13 protein-coding genes are annotated in these 18052 nt (G+C 38.6%); all 13 read right to left on the reverse strand.

The features are described from left to right. Positions 1–27: 27 nt before the first annotated feature. On the reverse strand, positions 28–4293 hold the full coding sequence (locus LVD17_RS26640; RefSeq protein ID WP_233763138.1) for a non-ribosomal peptide synthetase: 4266 nt from the start codon (positions 4291–4293) through the stop codon (positions 28–30). A gap of 159 nt (positions 4294–4452) precedes the next feature. Then, the gene (locus LVD17_RS26645) at positions 4453–6849 is read right to left on the reverse strand and encodes an ABC transporter permease (protein ID WP_233763140.1); all 2397 of its coding nucleotides are present in this window, start codon (positions 6847–6849) and stop codon (positions 4453–4455) included. 43 nt (positions 6850–6892) lie between these two features. Beyond that, positions 6893–8434 carry an amino acid adenylation domain-containing protein gene (locus tag LVD17_RS26650; protein ID WP_233763142.1) on the reverse strand — a complete coding sequence of 514 codons (1542 nt, stop codon included), beginning with the start codon at positions 8432–8434 and terminating at the stop codon, positions 6893–6895. Then, positions 8379–9578 carry an acyl-CoA dehydrogenase family protein gene (locus LVD17_RS26655; RefSeq protein ID WP_233763143.1) on the reverse strand — a complete coding sequence of 400 codons (1200 nt, stop codon included), beginning with the start codon at positions 9576–9578 and terminating at the stop codon, positions 8379–8381. The genes LVD17_RS26650 and LVD17_RS26655 overlap by 56 nt, the downstream gene beginning before the upstream one ends. Then, positions 9571–9828: an acyl carrier protein gene (locus LVD17_RS26660; RefSeq protein ID WP_233763145.1), complete on the reverse strand. Its 258-nt coding sequence runs from the start codon at positions 9826–9828 to the stop codon at positions 9571–9573. The genes LVD17_RS26655 and LVD17_RS26660 overlap by 8 nt, the downstream gene beginning before the upstream one ends. A 9-nt stretch (positions 9829–9837) precedes the next feature. Beyond that, positions 9838–10689: a 3-hydroxyacyl-CoA dehydrogenase family protein gene (locus tag LVD17_RS26665; RefSeq protein WP_233763147.1), complete on the reverse strand. Its 852-nt coding sequence runs from the start codon at positions 10687–10689 to the stop codon at positions 9838–9840. Positions 10690–10715: 26 nt separating this feature from the next. Then, on the reverse strand, positions 10716–11555 hold the full coding sequence (locus LVD17_RS26670) for a sulfotransferase family 2 domain-containing protein (RefSeq protein ID WP_233763150.1): 840 nt from the start codon (positions 11553–11555) through the stop codon (positions 10716–10718). 4 nt (positions 11556–11559) lie between these two features. Then, positions 11560–12450: a sulfotransferase family 2 domain-containing protein gene (locus tag LVD17_RS26675; protein ID WP_233763152.1), complete on the reverse strand. Its 891-nt coding sequence runs from the start codon at positions 12448–12450 to the stop codon at positions 11560–11562. A gap of 15 nt (positions 12451–12465) precedes the next feature. Next, the gene (locus LVD17_RS26680) at positions 12466–13626 is read right to left on the reverse strand and encodes an acyl-CoA dehydrogenase family protein (RefSeq protein ID WP_233763154.1); all 1161 of its coding nucleotides are present in this window, start codon (positions 13624–13626) and stop codon (positions 12466–12468) included. 6 nt (positions 13627–13632) lie between these two features. Continuing rightward, positions 13633–13887, reverse strand: a complete 255-nt coding sequence (locus LVD17_RS26685; RefSeq protein WP_233763156.1) for an acyl carrier protein — start codon at positions 13885–13887, stop codon at positions 13633–13635. Between the two features lie 44 nt (positions 13888–13931). Next, positions 13932–15002 (reverse strand): HAD-IIIC family phosphatase, encoded by a 1071-nt coding sequence (locus LVD17_RS26690; RefSeq protein WP_233763158.1) that lies wholly within the window; start codon positions 15000–15002, stop codon positions 13932–13934. Positions 15003–15182: 180 nt separating this feature from the next. Continuing rightward, entirely contained in the window at positions 15183–15722 is a 540-nt protein-coding gene (locus LVD17_RS26695) for a UpxY family transcription antiterminator (protein WP_233763160.1), read from the reverse strand. Positions 15723–16369: 647 nt separating this feature from the next. Beyond that, on the reverse strand, positions 16370–18043 hold the full coding sequence (locus tag LVD17_RS26700; RefSeq protein WP_233763162.1) for a M1 family metallopeptidase: 1674 nt from the start codon (positions 18041–18043) through the stop codon (positions 16370–16372). Positions 18044–18052 lie beyond the last annotated feature (9 nt).

Here is an 18052-nt window from a genome sequence, read left to right on the forward strand (position 1 = left end):
ATAGGTAAGAATTAATTGCTCCTTCTGTTATTTCTTGTTCAGTAATGCTCTTCTTTGTCTTAACTTGTTGGGCGCAGTTCTTTCATTCGCCTGAGGTTTTTCTGCTTCTTTTTTGGCCAAACCATTCAACATTTTAGCAAGTTCATGAACGGTAGACTTCTCGAAAAGGGTGATCACATTGACCTTGGAACCAAAGGCATCACTTAACTTATTAGCTATTCTGGTAAGGTCAAATGACTTTGCTCCGAGATCAAACAGATTGTCATAAATGCCGATTTCGTCGATCTTCAGTGCTTCTCGGCATATTTCGGTAACTTTAAGCTCAATTGCTGAAGTGGGTTGTACAAAGTTACTACCCAGCTTAGGTCTGTTGTAGGAAGTCTTTGGTAATGCCAGTACATCAACTTTTCCATTACTGGTAAGCGGAATGCTGTCAATCTGCACAAAGTGAGACGGGATCATGTATTCCGGCAACTCTCTTCTCAGGAATGTTCTGAGTTCAGAAACATTAGGTTCTATATTGGATACCAGATATGCAGTGAGCGTTTCGCCTCCTTCCTCTGTCTCTTCTTTCACTACAATGGCCTCATCAATTTCAAATGCTTTGGCATACTCAATTTCTTCAAGAACCTTTCTCACATGCTTTTCGGTAGACCCGAATGCTGTAATCTCTTCCATACATTCTTCACGCGTGGCCTGGCCCAGACGAACATCCCAGCTCAATGGTGCGGTATAGAAGTTAAAACCTCTCTCCTTTATGTGGGTGTATATGCCTATATCGTTAATGAGACAATTAGAAGAGCAGAAGCCGGTATCTTTTGGCTGTATCCAGCCCTTACTTAGCAAGTAGCTTCTGATGTCGCTGATCGGTGTATTATAATACCGGAAAAAGTCTACAAACTGTACTCCTTCCAGTTTATCATTCACACTCACGTTGAGTAATCTAGAGTATTTGTTGTCTTTTGAGTGGAATTGATTTCTAAATATTGTCAATTGCTTTTCGATATCATCCTCCTCAAATACCCTTGCCTCAAATATCCCCTCAAGCCTCATGTCGTATATCTGCCCCCTTGACAGACCAGATATTATGTACTTAATGCCATACTCATTTGCTAACTGTACTCCAAAAGTATTGATGGCATGCCAGCATCCATGGCAAGAACTACAGCTTTGCCTCAAGCTTTCTGCAAATACTTTCTTCATATTATCAGAAGAAATAGTAAAATGCTTGATGCCCAATTTCTCTGTAGTCTTCTCTATATTTTTAAAAGCAGTTTGTGAAATATAACCATTATCAAAGGTATAGGTCATCACTTTCAGACCGTAGTCTATAAGCTTATACAGAACATAGGTACTATCCTTACCACCACTATATAGCAGCAGGCAGTCATACTCCTGACTATTGCTTTTCATCTCTGCTGCTACTGCCTCAAAGTCGTCCTCTTTTCTGAAGTAGCTCTCTATTTGCGTTCTGTAGTGATCAAATTCATTACAGATGTTGCAGACACCTTTGTCGTCATATTCTATCCCCGGATAATTTTCCGGCAATAAGCAGCTTGTGCATCTATGCAACTCTCTCAACTTCTCTGTAGCACTGGCTATACTAAAATCACCCTCCTTCTCTTCAGTGTTTTGACCATATTGCAAAAGCTTATTTTCAATCTCACCAAGTTCTATTCTATAGCCGTTTAATTTGATCTGTTTATCATCTCTACCCAAAAACTCAAGTTTTCCATCAGACATTTGTCGGGCAAGGTCTCCTGTTTTGTAAAGATTACCTTCTCCAAATGGATTAGACACAAAACGGGAAGCGGTCATCTCCTCGTTGTTCACATATCCATCAGCGACTCCGGCTCCTCCGATATAAATCTCTCCTGTCTGCCCACAAACCACAGGTTCCATCTGCTCATTCAGTACATAGATTTGATTATTTACAGATGCAGCACCGATCGAAACAGATTTTCTCACATCGGTTTCAGGATCATATTTATGAATCATACAACCTACAGTACCTTCCGTAGGTCCGTACTCATTATACATTTCAATCTCACCATGAAACAGGTCATGGATTTGCCTTGCAAGGCTTGTTTTGAAGTCTTCTCCTCCTACTATAAATCTCTTTATCCTGGATGATTTTCCATTTTGCTCTTTTTTCTGCTCCATTTTTTCCTTGAGCAGCCTTAGATGTGAAGGTGTTAATTTTATCACATCGCACTGGTTCTCTTCGTAAACCCTTTCGATAAGAAAATCATTATTCTCTGCATGGTATACCACTATCGAATTGCCTGAAACCAATGGTACAAATATCGATGTAAGTGTAAGGTCAAATGCTGGTGATGTAAATAACGGGAAACTTACAGATTCTTCCTTTACATAATTTTGGATCGAACCTAGTATATAGTTTTTAAAACCGCTGCTCTTAACTTTAACTCCTTTGGGCTGCCCGGTAGTACCTGAGGTATAAATTATATAAGCAATATCATCAGGGTTGCTTTCTACTGCTTTAAATGTGGAAGACTCCATTGCTTTAAGAGACACGCATACTACTTCCAGATTAAGTTGTAAATAATTGGCTTTGGATAGATTTTTCAAATCAGTCAATACCATCCCGGCTCCGCTATTGGCAATAATGTACTTAACACGATCGTCTGGCGTATTTGGAGCGATAGGTAAGAAAGTAGCGTTTAGTTTCAGGCAGGCGAGCATGGCTGTCACCACTTCAACAGAGGTATCAAAATATAAAACAACAGTATCCTGAGGTTTAATGCCTTTCTCCTGCAGCATTTCAGCCAATGCCCCGACTTTACCATCCAGCTCAGAGTAGCTGATCATGCCACTATCACCTTTAATAGCGGGTTTTATAGCTCTGCTACTGACCTGTTCTTCATACTTTCTGATCAAAGATGCAGGTTCCCACTCCTTTTGTACCTTATCACCATCGACCTGTTGGATGTTGCTCAAAACCTGATAGATTTCGGCTACTTTCTTGTCAGGGTTTTTAATGATAAAGTCAATTATTGAAATGAAGTATGCTTCAATTCGTTGCAGAGATTCCTCGGTAAATGAGTGCTCATTATAGGTAAAAGTTACCTGAATATTCTTAAACATGGATATTACAACAGAAAGCAGGTAATGCGTCTGATAATCCATATAATGATCAGTGATTTTTAATGCACTGGTATTTTCAGTAAGTGACTGATCGAGCGGGTAATTTTCTATTACTACAATAGAGTCGAAGAATCCCTGCTTTGCTCCTTGCACGTATTCACCTATACCTGTAAGTGAAGACATCTCGTAAGGAGCTCGCTGGTTTAACGAAGCCTGTACATCGCCAAGAACCTGAGCAATGGACTTATTACTGTTATTTTCAACAACTAACGGTAATGTATTAATGTATAGTCCTACCGTGTTTTCTATACCCTTTATTGTGTTAGGCCTGGTAGACACAGTCGTTCCTATTGTTACATCCTCATTGTTAAACTGAGCCAGTAATAAAGCCCACGCAGAGTACAATACCGTGGCACTGGTAACCTTCTCTTGCCTTGAAAACTCTTTCAGTCTCTCAACAATATTATCATCAAAGTCAAAAATGTGCTTTCTGGTCAGTGATTCTCCAGATTTACTAACCGCTGTGTTATGATTTGCAAATGGAATTTCAGGTTTGCCAGCAAAAGTTTTTAAATAATCCTTCCAAAACGACTCTTCATTTGAAGAATCTAATTTTTTCCACCATTGAATGTATTCTTTAAACTTGGACTTAGACTCAAATTGAACTTGTTCACCTTTGCTCAAGGCCTGGTATGCTTCAAAGAACTCTCGGAGTATCACTCCTGTACTCCATCCATCATATAAAATGTGATGGTTGCTTACCAGTATTCTATATTCATCAGGTTTTACCTTGATAAGCTTGACTCTAAATGGTACTTCATTGAGATTAAACCCCTGATTGAGGTCGTCCTTTCTTAAAACTGCAATTTTAGTATCTAACTCTTCACCGGTTCCTGAAAGGTCAACTACATCGAGTTTCAGTTCGGTTTGCTTGAGAACCGCCATCACGGGTTTTTTCAGACCTTCCCATCTAAATACTGTCCTGAGAATTTCATTGGATTGCTGGATTTCGTACCAGGCCTTCTTGAATATTTCGGGGCTTAAAGTTTCTCCTTCAACTTTCAGGTAAAGCTGTTCTGCATACTGGCGAGATTCCCTGGGGTTACTCAAATAATGCACCAGCAGTCCTTCTTGAAACGGTGTAACTTCTAAAAGGTCTTCAATGTTTTGTTTATCTAATTTCATTACTAGTTGCTCGTTTTAATGTTTTAAGCAGTATTTACTCTGATGAATAATTACATATTTGTGGACATAATCCAATCGCGACTTGCACCTTGCATTCGAAAACTAAGTCGAAAACGCACAGTGCAGGCTAATAAAAGAATTGTGATATATCGGCAAAGGTTATCTTTCGTCCTTTAATATCCTTACAGGATTAACCAAGGCCACTTTGAATACATGATGCCCCATAGATAGTGCTGATATCAAAATAGTAATTAGTATCGGGTACATAAAAAACCAAATACCAATGTCAACACGGGTGGCAAAATTGTCCAACCAGCTATCCGCGATATACAAACTTACCGGTAAAGCAATAAGCATGGTCACTCCAATTTGCTTTAGAAAATGCAATACAAAGAGCTTTGTTATTTCCCTCATACCTGCACCATTAACTTTTCTAATGGCCACCTCTCGTGTGCGCTTTCTGGTTTCATTTGAAGCTAACCCGAGCAACCCAACACCAGACATGAGTATAGCAAGCAATGCGAATAACTCAATTAGATTGGCAAACTGAATGTCTGATTCAAATTGCTGTTTATAGAAAGTATCTGCGTAGAACAGATCAAGAACTCTATCTGGGAAATTGGCTTTATATGTACTCTCTATCAGCTCAGCAACCTCTCTTACATTCTTGCCTGGTGATGCTTTAATTGAAGTATTATAAGCAAGACCGTCATTGCGTAATGACACAAAAACACATGGTTGTACGGCATTTTTTATTGACTCATGATGGTAGTCTCCAACGATTCCAACGATTTTGAAAGTTCTATACTCTTCATGCCATGGCAAAACAACGGTTTTATTAAGCAGGTTGTTATAATCACCATTGTAAAGTTCTTTAGCCAGAGTTTCATTGATCATGATACTTTCGATATCCGCATCTCTATCATCGTCAAAAGTGCGCCCTGCTTTAAGTTTAACACCATATACATTCAGGTACGGTGCAGTAATAGTTTGTGCATAGCAAAAAATTGCATTTTCAGCAGGATCATCCTGTAATCTTACGGATACGTCACGGGTGTATTTAACGCCAGGAATAAATTCGGAAAAGCCGACATTCTCTATCAGTGAACTGGACATGAGATCAGCTCTGAATTTATTTAGAGAACTCCTGCTATCTTCATATCCCATTCTGGGTGTGTTGAGGACAACCACATCTTCATTTTCGAAACCAAGATCAACCTGATTGATATAATTGAGTTGCCTATTGATGGTTAAGGCACCAGATATCAAAACAAAAGAAATTGCGAATTGAAGCATGGATAGTACTTTGCCGAAATTCTTATTCTTTTTACTTCTGAAATACTCGCCTTTTAAATATTTAAGTGGGTTGAGGGAAGTGAAAACCAACGCTGGTATTAGCCCTGAAAAGATAAATGAAAGTAATATCACTCCACCCAACAGCAAATAATAGTTAGGGTTTGTCCAGTCTATGGAAAAATTAAAATCCAATGCCTGGGTCTCTGCAAATCTTGAAAATATCAGTGTGAGAATTATTGCAAGTGCTATTCCTGAAAAGTTAAGAATAAGCGATTCAATGGCGTACTTCCTCAATACGTTGAACCTGGAGGCTCCATGTAGCTTGCGAACAAACACGTCTCCTATTCGCTCAGCATTTATTGAATTGGTAAGGCTAACGTAGTTAAAGCCTGAGATAAGAAGTACAAAAGCAGCAACGATAATTAAAATATAAATATTAGTCATATTCCCATTGGTCTGATGTTCAAAATCCACATCAGACTTCAAGTGGATATCGCTGAGTTTCATCAGGTCCATTTTCCATGAATACTCAACGCTGCTTTGCTCATCAGACACCTGAGAGAATTCATCGCTAAAAGCTTGCAACTTACCTTCGAAATTCTCGATATCAACTCCAGGCTCAAGTAATAAATATGTATGGTAGGCATAACCTGCCCAGTTTTCAGCCAGTCGTTCAAAATTAGGTCTCACAACAAGCATGTCATGCTGCAAATGCGTGGTCGGAGGCAGATCTTTGTAAACACCTTTAACTTCACACGACCGGCCCAGAACGGTAATCATTTTATTGATAGGGTCTTCCTCACCAAAATATTTCCTTGCCAGAGACTCTGACATAAATATATCAAGCCTGTTGAGGTTCGAAAAACTGCCCTTGACAAGGTCCAGTGAAAACATCCTGAAAAATGAACTGTCAGTAGTAAATACATTCTCTTCCAGAAAACGATTTTCTTCATATTCTACTGTCGCATTGTTTACAATTTGAACCCGTGTAAAATCAAGTACTTCCGGGTATCTTTTTTGCAACTCGGGACCTATAGGGTAAAAAGATATTGCTGTAGAGTTTTGATATACATCGCTGTAAAAATGATCCAACTGGACCCTATAAATGTTTTCATGGCCCTTGTTGAACTTATCGTAACTGGTTTCATATAAAATGTTATGCAAAACCAGAAGACAAGCGGCTACTCCCACTCCGTAACCTACAATATTCAATAAAGTAAGTACCCATCTTTTTTTAATACTTCTAAAAAATGACAGCATATGCCTCATATTAGTTTTTAATTATCTTTTTAAAATTTATCAGTCAGCTTATCAGAGTACCGGACCTCAATTGTTTTCTATCAATCTTTCCACTTGCCAGTCTTGGCAATTCGGTTACCTCCAAATAGCGATTAGGGATCATATATACCGGCAGGCTGGACTTTGCATAATGCTTAATTTCATCCAGATCAAAATTTTCGTTGGTAATTATATAAGCCACTATAAACACTACATTTTCACTCTTCTTATCCAACACCACCGCACACTCTTTAACTTTCGGGTGTCTCAACAAGAGGTTCTCAATTTCACCAAGTTCTATTCTTATTCCTCTAACTTTTACCTGATCATCATTTCTTCCGTAAAAGTACACAAGTCCATCAGAAGTCATAGTCCCGAGATCACCTGTTCTATAAATTCTTTTTCCTATACCAGAGTGATAAACAAAGTGTTGATTGGTTAGAGCAGGTTGATTTATATACCCTTTCGCCAGGTTAATTCCTGAAATAGCTATTTCTCCTGTCTGTCCCGCGTTCAAAACCTCATCCCCGTCTATAATATGTAATCCTGTATTGGCAATAGATCTCCCTATTGGAATGTTCTGTTCCAGATCATGAGACGGTACATTGAAGTAAGTGACATCTACTGTAGCTTCTGTAGGTCCATAAAAGTTGACCAATCTGGTATTTTCATAAGTAAACAGGCTATAAAACTTCTCTGCAAGTGCAGCTCCCAGCGACTCTCCACTGCAAAACACATATTTCAGACTGGAAAGACTTTCAAGCTCAGGTGTGCCTATGTAATTGAGAAAAACATTGAGCAGAGAAGGAATGAAGTGCATGAAACTTACTTTATTTTCCTGCACTGCACTTACAATGGCCTGCGGAAATTTCTCATACCCATGCTCCAGAATGAAAAGGCTGGCTCCGCCAAAGTACCAAAGAAAGATCTCCCATACCGAAACATCAAATATGTATGGCGTCTTTTGAATAAGCACATCCTCCGGCACCAGGTCATATTCCTCTTTCATCCATTGTAGTCTGTTAATTGCCGACTTGTGTTCAATCATTACTCCTTTAGGGTCTCCCGTTGAGCCTGAAGTAAAAATTACGTAAGCGAGATCATCCGGATTGCTGATATATTCAAGGTCAGTATTTTTAATATTATCATTAGATTCAACCTCCTCCAATATCACCTGAACGCATGCTTCCGTTGGCTCAAGGATGCTTGACGACTTGTTAGTCAATACCAGGTTAGCTCCTGCCAATGATAATATCCTGGAATTTCTTGAATTTGGAGCAGAAGGATCCAAAGGTAAATATGGAGCTCCCGAAAACAATATACCCAATATACCCACGAGCATATCAACTGATCTCTCCATTACAATGCCCACGGGTTTATTTCTTTCAGCCCCTCTTAGCCTTAGGCTACTGCCCAACCTTTTTGCTCGCACAAGCAACTCTCCATAGGTCATTGTAATGCCAAGGGCATCGCTAATGGCTATTTTTTCCGGAAACTCGATTGCAGTGTCTTCAAACACCCGGTGTAAGGTGGTATTGAGAGACGCTATGTTTTTTGTTGAAATCATTTAATTTTTCCTGTCTAGACTTAATTGCGTAATGCTTACCAAGAAACTGAACCAATACGGGGTTACTACCTTCAACTACTTCCATAATCTTCGCGTCCCGGTATAGCCTTGGGAGAATATTATCTTCAAAGCAGCCGGCAGCCCCCATAACCTGAATAGCTTCAGGAATATGTTTTGCTGCCATTTTACTGGCATAATACTTTGCTGTCATCACCGCTTCCATCGATTTGGGAAGATCGTGCTCAATTGACTCTGCCGCCTTATTACAAAAGAATTTAGCAGACTCATAGGCCATTCCCATGTTGGCCAATAGCTCTTGAATTATGGGCTGATCTACAAGCTTTTTTCCAAAGGTTATGCGCTCATTGGCATAAGCACTTGCCTCCTCCATACCTCCCTTCAAAATTCCCAGAGATGCAAATGCCACACTCAACCTTCCATAACGTAAAGCGTAAGGAGCGATGAAACTCAGCGCCATACCGGGCTTACCTATAAGTTGATCTTCATGGAGCAAGCAGTTATCAAACTTTAGCCTGGCAAGATGTGCCCCTCTGAACCCAAGCATTGATTTGATAGGTTCAACTTCAAAGCCCTCAGTTCCCTTCTCTACCAGATATACAGTCCCCGCTTCTTCCTGCTTACCAAAAACCAGAAATACATCAGCAACGGCTCCGAAGGTAATCCACTTTTTGGTGCCTGTTAGCTTAACTCCCTGGTCGCTAATGGTATAGGTAGTGTTAACTGACTGGATATCACTTCCTACCTCAGGCTCGGTAAGAGCAAAGGCACCTATTATTTCACCGGAGGCTAACCGGGGTAACCACTTTGCTTTTTGAGATTCCGTTCCCCACTTTTCAATGGTTTTGGTAACCATGAAGTGAACATTGAATAACCCGGTAAGAGACGGAGAAAATTGCCCGGCCATTAAGTTAAGTATTCCATAGGTCAGAGCGTCCCATCCGGCACCTCCATACTCCTGCGAAACGTACCCTCCCAGAATACCCTCAGAAGCCAGCAGATCAATAGACTGCTGGTCTACTCCTTCGTTTATTTCCCATTCTCCGGATCGCTCACTCAGGTTTTTGAGCAAACTGCTAAAACATGATACCTGTTCACGCTGAGAAGCGTCTAAATACTCATACATTACTGGTCATCTTTGCAGTGACAAATTCATTTATTTTTGAAATTGTGCTGAAAGTATCAAGGCTTAGGTCCTGAATAGTAACTTTGATATTGAACTGCTTTTCAATAAAAGTCATCAGTTCAATGGCAAATAGGGAATTAACCAATCCTGATTCAAAAATATTTTCATGCTCATCAATTTCATCAATACCTGTATGAGCTGATATAAAAGCCACAACCTGATTATTGATCTCTGGATTAACTTCTGTCATTTTTTATTTTCAGTTATATTCATAAAAACCTTTTTTCACTTTTTTACCCAGTTTTCCACCTGCTACCATCTTTTTCAAAAGTGGACAACATCTGTACTTTGGATCCTGGAAACTCTCATAAAGCACCTCTAGTGAGTACATCACTGTATCCAGACCTATCAGGTCCGCCGTCTCCAATGGCCCCATTTTATGGCCAAAGCATTCTTTAAATATTTTATCAACATCTGCCGGCTTGGCTAACTGATCCTGCACCACAAAGGCCGCTTCGTTCATGAACAGATGAGATATCCTGTTGGACACAAAACCAGGGAGATCATTTACCAGAACAAGATCTTTATTCATTGCTTCCAGCAATGCTCTGGTAACGCCAATAGTATGCTCCGAAGTATAATCTCCACGAATAACCTCAACTGTAAGTTTTAGATATGATGGGTTCATAAAATGGATACCAATAACCTGATCCGCCCGGTTAGTATATCCTCCGATTTCTGTTATCGAGATACATGAAGTATTTGCCGCAAAGCATATCTCATCACGGCAAATAGTATCTAGCCGCTGATAAAGTGCTTTCTTTAGTTCTCTCTTTTCAGTAATATTCTCAATAATAAAATCGCAATCCTTAACATCTTGTAACTCACTGGTGACATTGAGTCTGGAAGCAATTTCGCTTTCATCTGATATAGCTTTCAGCCTTTTATCTATGATAGGAGCAAATCTCAGTGTCTGCGATATTTCCTGAGTGGCCTTTTTTAAAGCCACGTCACTATTATCAACAAGCACTACATTGAACCCATGAAACAACAGGTCACAAACCACACCAAGACCGATGTTGCCAGCTCCAATTACTCCGATTGTTTTCACCTCTTTTAGCATTGTGTTATTTTATATTATTCTTGGTTAATTAATGAATCTTGATAGGCACTTTCATATTCCAACAGTTCAAAATCACGCTTCAGAATATGTTTTGCCTTATTCCACAGATCTTCGTTATAGTATTGTGTAAAATGATCATGTTTTGACTTATTTCTATGCGGCAGCGTAATCTCCAGGTCCAGCTGCTCGCAAACTTCATCAACATCTTCCGGCAAATTCTCAAACCTCACAATTTTATCGACAAGGCAGCACCCTTCTTCATCGTATAGAAAATCAGATACAGTTTGAAAATATACATCACCAAAGAGATTGAGCTTTTGATTACTCATTCGAAACTCGTACAGGTAATTGATGAAAGATTCAAAAGAATGAAATTTTTCAAAGTATTTACTCAGCATTATATCTTTTCGCTGCTTTAAAAAGAAGTACATGCTCACCAGCCAATCATGTGGATGCCTGACTACTGCAAACTTGTAATAGCCGGAAAAAACCTCTGATGACAATTGATGCTTTACTTCCTGAGCAGTATCGTGATACATAAGCCTGGAGTATATTCTGGGGTATTCTTTATTGAGGTACGACAAAGCCAGTTTATTAAAAATTGCTGCCTTACCTCCCATATAAATATAATTGAGCTTCTCGGTACCTCTTTTTGACAAGGTGTTCAACACCCATATAAGACTTTGCTTCTCTAAGTAATTCAGATCTTCATGTTTGCATTTTTTTTTCAGTTTCCTAAACAGCCACAGCATAGGTTTTCTCGACCATCCCTGCAGGTTAAGGTCGTAATGTATATACGGCAATAGCGCATATGACAGGCTGATGCCAGCAGCTTTAGGGACATGAAAAAACATAAATTTATGAGAGTGTGAGATCAGCATTTACTTGTTCTCTTTTTTGTTGTAGGCTTAGATTCTCTGTATACTTTAAAAGCTTTAAGTCCCTGCTCATAATAAATTTGGCTTTCTCATAAGTTTCATCAGTATAGTGATTCAAATAATGATCATGTTTAGAGCTGTTCTTATGAGGTAGACTCGCTTCGAACCCAAGGATTTTCCCTACCTTGGAAAAGTCTTCATGGATACTCTCCATTTTGATGATGTAGTCAACCATGCAATTATCGCTATCATCAAACAGGTAATCGGATAAAGTCTCCCAATATATCTCTCCAAAAATATTCTGAGTCTTGCTATCATTCTTGCATTGATACAAATAATCAATGTAGCCTTCAAAAGATCCCAACCTCACTATGTACTTGTGCAGATAGGTCCCCTTCTTTTGCAGGCAGTAGTAATATAAAGAAACCAGCCACTCTAAAGGGTTTCTTACTACAGCAAATTTAAAGTAATCATTAAATATCGATGTAGGTATTTTCTCTCGTACGGCTTTGGCTGTATCATGAAGCAAAAATTCAGAGTATACTTTAGGATAAGTTTCGTTGAGATATGATGGCAATAATTTAGCAAAAATGCCTGGGTCTGCATCATTATACATATCTGCAAACTGCCTGTCGCTTACCTTTCCAATATGACCTATAAGTTCGTTAACAACACATGCCTCACCTTCCGACAAGCTTTCATGCGAGGTTTTTTCCTTGATTTTTTCAAAGAAAGAAGCCACAAGCTCCTTCAACTCACCATCAATACAAAGGTTGTAATGAACGTAAGGTATTAAGGCATGAGAAATACTGGACCCCGCCACTTTGGGTATATGTACGAAAATGAATTTATGTGAATGAGATATAAGCATTGCTGAATTATAAAGTTATTTATGAAACCTTGTCAGACCATGTCTGGCAATTACCTGCTGCAAGATCTGGGTAGAACCTTCAATTACTTCAAAAACTTTAGCTTCCCTATAGAGTTGTTCTACAATGAATTCTGCCGAAAAACCATTGGCTCCGTGTACCTGAAGGGCATCATTAGCCACGCTATTGGCTATTTTAGAGGCAAATTGTTTGGCTATAGTTGTTTGAATAGTGGCATCTTCATGCTGTTCCTCTCTAAGAGTAGCAGCCTTTGTACAAAGTGCTCTAGCAGCTTCTACATTGACTACAGCGTTAGAAATCATTTCCTGCACCAGTTGGTGGTTATATATGCCTGTCCCAAACTGCTTTCGTTTCCTGGCATATTTTACCATAGCATGTAAAGCCTCCTGAGCCACTGCCAATCCCGCCCACGCTATACTGTATCTGCCATGATCCAAAGCAGTATTTACAATGTAGGTAAACCCTCCTCCTTCATTGCCCAACAAATGATTTTCGGGCACAAAAACATTATCAAATTCTATCTCCGCGGTATAAGCTGCTCTTCCAGCCATTAAATCCATTATTTGACTTCTCTTTATGCCTTCAGTATTACTATCTACCAAAAAAGCTGAAACCTGATCCTCGCAGGATGCTATAACCAACAGTAGGTCAGCCCTTGCTCCCATAGTTATCCACTTTTTCTTTCCATTGATCAGGTACCCTTTATCAGCTTTGGTGTAACTCGTCTCTACATTTCTGGCGTCTGATCCAACTGAAGGTTCAGAAAGAGCGAAAGCAGCTAAAGTATCCCCTGAGGCCATCCCTGGCAGAAACTTCTCCTTTTGTTCTGTATTTCCCCATCGCAATAAACTCTCACCCACCAAAGAACAATGCACAGTAAGTACCGATCTCACTGCAGGGCTTACCCGGCCTATTTCCTCTGTTAACCTTCCGTAATCTAAAGGGCCAAGCTCCAGGCCGCCATAGACTTTTGGAAAGTTTCCGGCAAGGTACCCGTTATTAGCAAGTTTTTTAATTAAGGTTTCAGGAATAAGCTGCTCCTTATCAAACTCAGAAGTATAAGGCCTTATTTCTTTATCTACAAACTGTCTAACTCTGTCTATCTGAAAAGCAGCCTCTTCAGCAGAGCTTATTGTCTGTGCAACTGTCTCTGACATAGAATATTATTCAGTTACGCCTAATTTTCGGTCAAGTAACGCTATTATATTGTTAATAGAACTGAAGTTTTTAATATCCATCTCGTCTGTTTCTATCTTCACATTAAATTCTGATTCAATATAGTTAAGCAGCTTCATAGCAAATAAAGAATTTACATATCCTAGTTGAAATATGTTATCATCATCCTTAAGGTCTGCTTCATCCTCAAATACAATGAGGTTTGACTCGATAAACTGTCGAACTTGTTCTTTTTGGTTCATATTGTATTTAAATTTTTCTCTTTTAGCTGATCCAAATAACGTAGTTACTTGACCATAAGTGTTGAATTATCTGTAATATCTTCTGGTAGTTCTACCTTGATGTAATGTGGAAATGGCTGAATCTGTGTAAGGTCATTCTCAAAAACGATATTACCCTGACCATCATTCTCCAACTCAGAGAAATTGGAAAAACGATAAGTCACATACATCATCTTATTCCTGTCAGTTTGTTTAAAATCGGCCCGAAGCTTTTTTCCCTCCGACTTTGCCTGGTTCATAATGTACGTCATCAGTACTGTACCAACACTCCTGGAAAGCACCCTGCATGACATTAACATCATCTTTAAGTGCCAATGCCCTTCAGTAATTTCAACAAGCGCCAGACCTATCTTACCATAAGAGCCATATTTGTCTGTTAACTCACAGATATATAGCTTATGATCATCCGATGTCATGTAAGATTGTAACTCCTCGTAACTGTAAGTCCTTCCAGTGGCATTAAGTTGATTGGTCCTTTCAGTAAGCTCTACAGCTCGTTGCAAGTCCTCTTCCTTTGCCTCGCTTATGGCAAACTCCATATTCAACGTAGACAGAAATCCCTCCTGAGGCCCCTTATATACTTCTTCATCCTTCTTTCTTACCAATTCTTCCTGATACATCAGCCTTCTTCTTCCCGAATCTTCAGTTATGAAGCGAGGCATGAACCTCGGGTTTTCAATAAAAGACTGGAAATCTACAGCATCAAAGGTTTCAACTTCGGTATGTACACTGCTCACCTCATCACGCTCAAATGGCTGATCGTCTATAAATACAATTGTATCCATACCTATATTGAGGTTTTCCCTGATTTTTGAAATAGACCCAGACTTGGTATCCCAATGTATTTCAGGGTACAAAAAGTATTCACCGATACCAAAGGCTTTTAGTTGCTTCCAGGCATCCTCATAATTATTTTTACTGGCGATTGAGTGTAATATACCACGCCTGTCAAGCTCCTTTATAACTTCTATAAGACCTGGTTTAAGCTGCACATCTCCCGGCTCAGTTAATACACCATCCCATATAGTATTATCCAGATCCCATACAATGCATTTTACTTCTTTGCTAAATGTCATTTTCCTTTAATTATTAAAAAGATCTATCACAGTTCCATGCCTCTCTCAAAAGGGGCTCCGATCAGCATTTATTTAAAAAACACCGACACTATTTTTTACTCTATCAAGCACAGCTTCGCTCATTGAGTAACATTCGGACTCATTATTAAATAAAAATTTATTTAAGTTCCATGAATTATCCTATTTCAAAATGGACGTTCCTTTAGGAAGTACTCCATTTTTGTAGTTTATGTTCCTCAAACACCCAGCAGGTACGGACGCAATAATATAGGAATTTACAGAACTAATTTTGACCGCTAACTTTCCATCTCCTCTGTCTCCAACCAGCACCCCTTTGACTCCTTTAAGCGGTCCATTGATGACTGTCAAAGTTTCTCCAATGATAAAGCTTTTATGAGAAACAGCAAAATCTCCTCTGACTAATTTCTTAATAAGTTCCACTTGTTCAGCAGACACTGTATCAGGCTCACCATCAGTGGTTACCAACCTGATAAAACCGGGCACTTCATAGAGCCTTATCAAGTCTTCTGCCCGCTTAAGTGACACAAATAAATAACCAGGAAAAACTGGAGTTTCAATTTTCTTTTTTCGATCATGCCACTGTCTAAGTTCGGTCTTCTTTGGTAAATAAGAAATGATGCCTTTGGATTTGAGCCTCTCATATATCTTATTTTCAAACTTCGTCCGAACGTATGCAACATTCCACGCAGTAGGTTCCAATTGTAGTTTTTTTTAGGTTGTTAAGGTCGATTACTGTCCAAAGTTATACCACGAGACAAAAAACAAAAAATTTTACATTAAAATATTTGACTTTCAGGTATTTGAGTAATTCATTCCACAGCCAAAATATATGTAGAACCGTATAGTTATCTCTAAAATTTGCTCTCTCATTATTAATAGAAAACAGGCAGATAGCTTACTATTAGCTAATGACTTCATCCAGGAGATATTGCCGCTAAATTCACCTAACATCATAAACTATTTTCAAGAAAACCCATGTAAGAAAATTCCAAAAATTTAACATTTTTTGTCTCCCAAAAATGCGTCGAAGTATCAAATAGAACTTTCGACAATTCGCATGAAGGTTACCTTCGATTAAAACAATGTGCATAAACTCCCTGTTTATGAAGAAAAAACAAATCATGAATAAAAAATATTAACTCCATACTTTATAATATATTGTTTTATCAATATTTTTCAATTTATATGATATTAATATATTTAAAAATAATAATATACAATGACCAGCCAAGGCGAACATACCATTAGCGTATATTCTGTAGGAAGCACTTCTCATTTAATAAATATTCCCTCCTATTTATAACACTTTTACAGGTTATTACTCAGACAGATATTGTTGAGAGGCATCATAATGAGCCGTTTAAAAAATTAATATAGCCGTTGTTTCTATCAAACTCGAATGTGTTGTTGCCTTTCAATACAACAGATTGAAGAGAAGTTGTAGGATTTAGCCTGAGTGTATCGGAATTATATATGACATTCAAGTCAAGTTTAAATTCATCATTAACACCCAGCCATTTATAATTTAAAACAACTTCATTGCTGTTATCGCTTTTATGATCAATATTATAATATAATTCCGGGATTCTATAATCTTTAAGGTAAGTATCAAAAAGCCATGTATAATCTGAGCCTGTATATGTCTTTACATGAGTTAAAAAATCCTTAGTCCGTACTCCTGTATATTTATTCTTTTTATAGAAAGATGCCAGCATTCCAAAAAACAGAGTATCATCAGACATCTGAAATCGTAATGTGTGCAATAGCATAGAGCCTTTACTATAAATATCTCCGTCTTTCGAACTCACAAAGGAATTGTAATTCACTCCTGATGGTTTTAATACAGGTCTTTGATTATGAATACCTCTTTTTTGAAAATTAAGGATCTTAAAGTACATATCCCTTCCGTAAATATGCTCCATAAAAAGTGCCTCATTGTAAGTCGCAAACCCTTCATGCAACCATATATCTCCATAGTCATTGACACTCAAACTGTTACCCCACCACTCATGAGCGATTTCATGGATCAATACACTGGAATAATCTACAAAACTGTTTTTGTAAGAGAGTCCAACCACTATAGCTGATTGATGTTCCATACCTACACCTTTGGGTAGCGGTGATTCAACAATTTTAAACTCATCATTCCAATACGGGTATGGGCCGTAAAGACCTTCAAAGTACTGAAGGATATCTTTGCATTGGTTGAAGTATGTCTGTGCTTTCTTATAATGATAGTCTAACACATAAAAATGTAGCCTTTGACTTTTCCCTTCACTTTCATAAGGCAGCTCAAGATGCTGGAATTTACCCACATTGAATGACAGGTTATAGACATTGATTGGGCTGGTCACCTTCCATTCAAAAGTTTCCTTTCCACTTGAAGCTCGCTGTGCTATGAGTTTGCCATTAGACACTGCTACAAGGCCCTGAGGTACAGTGATCGAAATTTTAGCGCTGTCAGCCTCATCCTCCAGATCATACTTACAGGGCATGATCCAGTGAGTGCCTATACCCTGCGTAATGGAAGTGATCCAATGGTTATCCAGAGAATCTTTTTTCCAGTGAACTGGCCCCTTATCTAATAGTTTGGGAGGCTTGCCATTATAGAAAATCTCCAACTCTGACATTGAGTTAATTGCCGGCTTCTCGTTTAACAGCACTGTCAGAATATCTTTCTTATGCTTCCATTTCACCTCTTTGGACTGGTTATAAATGATTTTTTTGACTTTAAGCTCACGGTGCAGATCTACAAGGATATTGTCGATATCTTCATTGGCTTTGAAACGGATGGTCATGCTTCCATCTATAAACTTTTTATCAGGATTAATATCAAGTTTCAGATCATAATAATTTACATCATAACCTGCCCAATGAATGTCATTTACCTTACTGATATACTTTGCATCTGACTTGGGGAATTTACCATCTTTAAAAGTCGTGTGGTATTTAATAAACGGCATGGTATTGCATCCCAAAAACAAGGCCGAAAAAACTAAAGCAACGAGTTGAATTTTCATGGTTTTATT

It is taken from the genome of Fulvivirga ulvae, from assembly GCF_021389975.1.
Lineage (GTDB): Bacteria > Bacteroidota > Bacteroidia > Cytophagales > Cyclobacteriaceae > Fulvivirga > Fulvivirga ulvae.

What these genes read in the sequence shown, in the direction of transcription:
- LVD17_RS26640 (WP_233763138.1), bottom strand. Translation starts at nt 4,293, where the DNA reads ATGAAATTAGATAAACAAAACATTGAAGACCTTTTAGAAGTTACACCG.
- LVD17_RS26645 (WP_233763140.1), bottom strand. Translation starts at nt 6,849, where the DNA reads ATGCTGTCATTTTTTAGAAGTATTAAAAAAAGATGGGTACTTACTTTA.
- LVD17_RS26650 (WP_233763142.1), bottom strand. Translation starts at nt 8,434, where the DNA reads ATGATTTCAACAAAAAACATAGCGTCTCTCAATACCACCTTACACCGG.
- LVD17_RS26655 (WP_233763143.1), bottom strand. Translation starts at nt 9,578, where the DNA reads ATGTATGAGTATTTAGACGCTTCTCAGCGTGAACAGGTATCATGTTTT.
- LVD17_RS26660 (WP_233763145.1), bottom strand. Translation starts at nt 9,828, where the DNA reads ATGACAGAAGTTAATCCAGAGATCAATAATCAGGTTGTGGCTTTTATA.
- LVD17_RS26670 (WP_233763150.1), bottom strand. Translation starts at nt 11,555, where the DNA reads ATGTTTTTTCATGTCCCTAAAGCTGCTGGCATCAGCCTGTCATATGCG.
- LVD17_RS26675 (WP_233763152.1), bottom strand. Translation starts at nt 12,450, where the DNA reads ATGCTTATATCTCATTCACATAAATTCATTTTCGTACATATACCCAAA.
- LVD17_RS26680 (WP_233763154.1), bottom strand. Translation starts at nt 13,626, where the DNA reads ATGTCAGAGACAGTTGCACAGACAATAAGCTCTGCTGAAGAGGCTGCT.
- LVD17_RS26685 (WP_233763156.1), bottom strand. Translation starts at nt 13,887, where the DNA reads ATGAACCAAAAAGAACAAGTTCGACAGTTTATCGAGTCAAACCTCATT.
- LVD17_RS26690 (WP_233763158.1), bottom strand. Translation starts at nt 15,002, where the DNA reads ATGACATTTAGCAAAGAAGTAAAATGCATTGTATGGGATCTGGATAAT.
- LVD17_RS26700 (WP_233763162.1), bottom strand. Translation starts at nt 18,043, where the DNA reads ATGAAAATTCAACTCGTTGCTTTAGTTTTTTCGGCCTTGTTTTTGGGA.